The sequence below is a fragment of the Candidatus Omnitrophota bacterium genome (genome assembly GCA_028712255.1).
GTDB lineage: Bacteria > Omnitrophota > Gorgyraeia > Gygaellales > Profunditerraquicolaceae > UBA6249.
The window spans coordinates 1-4,545 of sequence record JAQTQJ010000030.1 but is presented as its reverse complement, the minus strand read 5'-3'; the positions used below and the strand labels follow the sequence as shown (position 1 = coordinate 4,545).

General features: G+C 37.6%; 5 protein-coding genes. All 5 read left to right on the top strand.

The annotated features are described in order from the left end of the window. The first annotated feature begins 71 nt into the window (after positions 1 to 71). A complete protein-coding gene (locus tag PHC29_08635; protein ID MDD5109543.1) occupies positions 72 to 1,838 on the top strand; it encodes a hypothetical protein in 1,767 nt (588 codons plus the stop codon). Continuing rightward, complete coding sequence (locus tag PHC29_08630; protein ID MDD5109542.1) at positions 1,825 to 2,076, top strand: hypothetical protein; 252 nt, start codon at positions 1,825 to 1,827, stop codon at positions 2,074 to 2,076. The genes PHC29_08635 and PHC29_08630 overlap by 14 nt, the downstream gene beginning before the upstream one ends. Before the next feature lie 197 nt (positions 2,077 to 2,273). Then, positions 2,274 to 3,650, top strand: coding sequence for a hypothetical protein (locus PHC29_08625; protein MDD5109541.1), 1,377 nt, complete (start codon positions 2,274 to 2,276; stop codon positions 3,648 to 3,650). Between the two features lie 3 nt (positions 3,651 to 3,653). Beyond that, positions 3,654 to 4,124, top strand: coding sequence for a hypothetical protein (locus PHC29_08620; protein ID MDD5109540.1), 471 nt, complete (start codon positions 3,654 to 3,656; stop codon positions 4,122 to 4,124). Between the two features lie 25 nt (positions 4,125 to 4,149). After that, positions 4,150 to 4,545 (top strand): hypothetical protein (locus tag PHC29_08615; protein MDD5109539.1); only part of this gene is annotated, 396 nt, incomplete at its 3' end.

The window sequence follows — 4,545 nt, the reverse complement described above, 5'->3', positions numbered from 1 at the left end:
TGGCATAAAATATTCCTTATATTAATATAGTGAATTTTTTTTAATAAATCAAGTTCTTTTTTGAGGAAAATATGGCTGAAAATGTTAATAAAGAAAATGAGTCTTATGACTTTACAAAAGTAATCACTGGGTTAAACGATGCAGTAGATGAAATCATTAAATCAAAAATGAAAGAACTTGATTCCTATTACATGGAAACCATTACTGCATTACAAACAGAAATAGCGGAAATGAATCTTGCTTATGAAAAACAGGGGAATAATGTAGACAGATCATTTATTATGACATATCAGGAATCCCTCGATAAAGCAAAGGAAAAGTATAAAAAGAAATATGGAAGCGATGAAAATTTCAATGAAGCCTTGTTCACTATGGCTTCGGGAGGATATATTGAATATTCCGAAGAGGAACATGAATGGTTTATTAAAGCGGCAAGGGAAAAAGAAAGATATTCGCCTATTGTCAGAAACATAAGAAATTTAATAGTAAATGCTGTTTTGGCCTCAGAACTAAAAGTTGATATACCTCACGAAGAAACTGATGAAGCAATAACCAAAATACTTGAAAAAAATAATTTTTCCGAACGGTTAAAAAGATGGATATCAACCAGTTATATTGATTCTGAAATATTTCCCTTTGTGCATTTTGGTAATAAAGGAAATATAAAAATAAGAGAAGTCGATCCCCTTGAGATTATAGAAATTATAAGACATCCGCAAGATGCCGATATGGTAATGGGATATAAGAGAGAATATGAGCAGCTTGACCATACAGTAAAAACAAAATATTATAAAGACTATAATACAACAATTATTGAAGAAGATGATTCTCTTGATCCATATCAATGGCCATATCCTTCTTCCGATACAGTTGACAATTCTTTTATGCTGTGGTTTAAATATGGGGCGAGAAACAGAGAAAGGGGGGAATTACCCCTTGCTCCGGTTATGAGGTGGGAAAGAATATATGAAGACATTGTTATTGACCTGGCGCGTCTTTACCACGAACGGGCAAAAGTAATATGGCTTTTAAAAATAACCGGTAATAAATCCTCTCAGTTAGATCGAAATGAGCTTCCGGTAAAGTCAGGGACAATAAAACTTGAAAGTGAAAACAGAACGTGGCGCATTGAAGACCCTAAACTTACAGCCCAGGTATCGGAAAATTATGGTAATCCGCATAGGTCAATGATTGCCGCAGGCGCGGGTATTCCTACTCATCTTGTGTTTATGGATTCATCCTCCCAGTCCTATGCTTCTTTGCGCCATGCCAGTTCTCCCTTTAATTCCTTGATAAAATCTATACAGTATGATCTAACTAACTTTATTAAATATTTTATCAGAATAATTTTAGTTGGAATGGTGGAAAGAGGGCAGCTTCCTACCCAGGTTGAAATTGAACAGTTACCACAACAGGACTCTACCATTATAGTAGCGGAAGTGCTATCTATGGTAGCAAAAAAGCAAGAGAACTTTGAAGAGTATAACCTGTCTGAAAATCTTGATAAACTTTTAGAGGAGATAAAGAATGAAGGAGTGTCGGGGAAAAAAGCGGAGAAAAAGAAAGTAAAAGTAAGTACTATTGATCTGCCAATAAACATTATTTTTCCGAAGCAGGAAAGCGACAACCCGCTTATACTTGCGCAGGCAATTAATGTATTGGTGCAGTCAAAGGTATTGTCATTAAGAACCGCAAGAAAGATGCTTGGTCTTGACCCCTCCATAGAAGCCGCTTTGGTAAATTTTGATTTTTCTATTCCTTATATGGGCGGAAAAAGCGAGCAGCCGGAAAAGAATACAGCAAGAAAAGTCGATAGGGGCCAGTATGGAAGTGAGTAAGTTTATTGAAGCAGTGAAAGTCCGGTTAGAAGATATAAACAAATCAGAACCGCCAGTTTTCACTGCTAATAATACTACTCCAGAAGCATTTATATTGTGGTTTCTTGATCTTATAAGAAAAAGAAATTTTGATGGCATTGTGTCTATCCAGGTTAAAGAAAACAGAATATGGGAACCAAGAACAGAGGAAACTAAAAAAACTTTTCGTGAATATCTGAATATAACCGAAAAAATTTAGTTTCAACCTTGATTTGGCACAAAAATTGTTGTATATTATAGCAGTGTGTTAAATATAACACACAAAAAAATTTAGTTAAGAAAGGTATTCATTGAAGCCGATTATTGCGCTTAGGCGTAGTAGTCGGCTTTTTTTGTTTATATGCCTTACAGTTCTGTAAAAATGCACCATCTTCGTGGAAAAAAGGAGATAAACAGGTGAGTAAGACAAAAGATAACCTTGAAAATAATATTCAGATTAATTTTGATTTAAAAGAAGCAAAGTTTGATGATGACAAACGGGAAGCAACTGTTACTTTAATTAAAGAGGGGAAATCCCTTAATTACACTAACGGCAGGCAACGGTATTATACCGCAAGAGCGACAGAAAATATTGCCGGTCTTATAAAAGAATCAAGAAAAATGTATTTGAACCACAAATCAGGCAGCAGGGAGGTTCAGGAGTGGACAGCCACAGCTATTGAAGGCTGGACTGAAAAGAATGCCACAGGATTAACTGAAGCAAAAGCAAAGATTAAATTCACTAAAAATCCTTTTTCTTTGTGGTTGTATGAAACAGCAAAAGAATTTCCCGAAGAGGTTGGCCTATCTATTGATGGCTCAGGTGTGATCAGGGAAGGAAAGAAAGGGGAGGAGACCCTGGCTATCGTGGAAGAAGTTAAGGTATTGCGGTCGGTAGATTTTGTTACCGTCCCCGCCGCAGGGGGTAAAGTTGATTTTGCCGAGGCTTTGGGGTCAATTGAAAATGAGATCACTGAAAAACTGGGTAATTTTAAAGATAAACTTGATAAGGTTAGAAAAATAAGGCAGCCTGGTTTCGAGTATAATACTTTAATTGATGCTTTTATGGAAACAATGTTCGATATATTTTATTCCGATAAGGAAGAAAACACCGACAAATTGATTACCGAGATGATGAAAGTAATGGAAACGGAATTAAAAAGAATTGTTGGCGAGCATAATAAAAGATTTACCGAGGAATTTGTAAATAATATAGATACGGTTTTAATACCAAAGGTCAAGAAAGTTTTAGAGGGTATGAACATACCAGAAACCGATTGGCCTGAACTTTTAACAAAGGAGCAAGGAATGGATTTAAACACTTTTAAAAAGGAAAATCCTGACGCTTACTCTTTAATTGAGGGACAGGCTAATATACTGGCTAAAGTCACTCTCGAAAAAGAGTATGAGGAAAAGATAAAAAATCTTGATAATCAGGTTTCCGAAGCAAAAAAAGCCCTGACTGCCGAACAGGAAGCTCATAAAGTCACCAAAAACAAACTGGATGACCTCGAGATGAAAGAAAAGCAGGCAGAGAAAGAAAAGTTTATCAGCGACAAATTGAAAGAAAACAAAATAGATACCGAGGTATCTGAATCTTTCAAAGAAATCCTTAATTCAGAAACCGATACCGTAAAGATAGAGAAACTGATAAAGGATAAAGCAAGTACTATCAGTGAGCTTAAAAGTAGATTGGACAATGGATTATCCAGACCGGTACAGAAACAAAATTCTAACGGAGGTCTCGTTGATAGGGAAAGCAGAAAGAATCTTTTTTTAGTTGGGAAGGAGTAAAAGATGGCAAGCAGGGAAAGTAATGTAGTAGTAAAACACGGCGACCATGATCCTCTGAATTTGTTAATGTTGGATGTTGGCAGTTCCACTACTGTAGGTTTTGGTGATCTGATCGAGTCTACATCGGGTGCCGCTGTGGCTGTTGATGCTGCCGGTGATAATGCAACTTTTGCCGGTGTTGCTCTTGATGCCAGCGAAAGCGGAGAAACCGCAAAACTTAGAATTTTGACGCATGGTATTGTACAATTGACGGTTGTAAGCACTACTTATGATATTGGTGACGCTTTGAAATATAGTTCCGGCGCAAACGGCACAGCATGGGTGCTGACAAAAGCCACTACCGGCGCTGATGGTATTATGTGGTCGCGGCAGTACAAATCAAGCGCGGTTACTACGCTTGAATGTCACTTTAATAGTCAATTGGTTGTAACCGAAACAGCGGGCGGCGGTTTGTGGGAAACTCTCGCAGCCTAATCATCTTGAGAAGAAAGGAAAAGAAATGAGTAATTTAAGAGAAATCATGGAACACCATGTAAATGACACTCAAGATGTCAAGGAAGGCGTAAAGAGAGGCACTTCCGAGGTTCTTGAGTTCATGCGTGATCCTAAATTCAAACCCGAATCAATGAGTATTCGGGATATTTTTGAACAAACAACCTTGCGTGAGCATCCTGACGTGGATGTTAACCAGAATACCCAGTTGGCTGAAGCAATTGCAACTTCGGCATTTCCCAAACTGACAGGGGCATTGATCCATAGTATGATGATTCCCTATTATGAGCAGGAAATGTTTGGAGTTGAGCAGCTTGTAACCGAATCTACTACAACCAGGGCGGATTTTGAAACGCTTGCCGGTTTGACTGCTATTCCCCAGATTGAGCGGGTTTACCAGGGT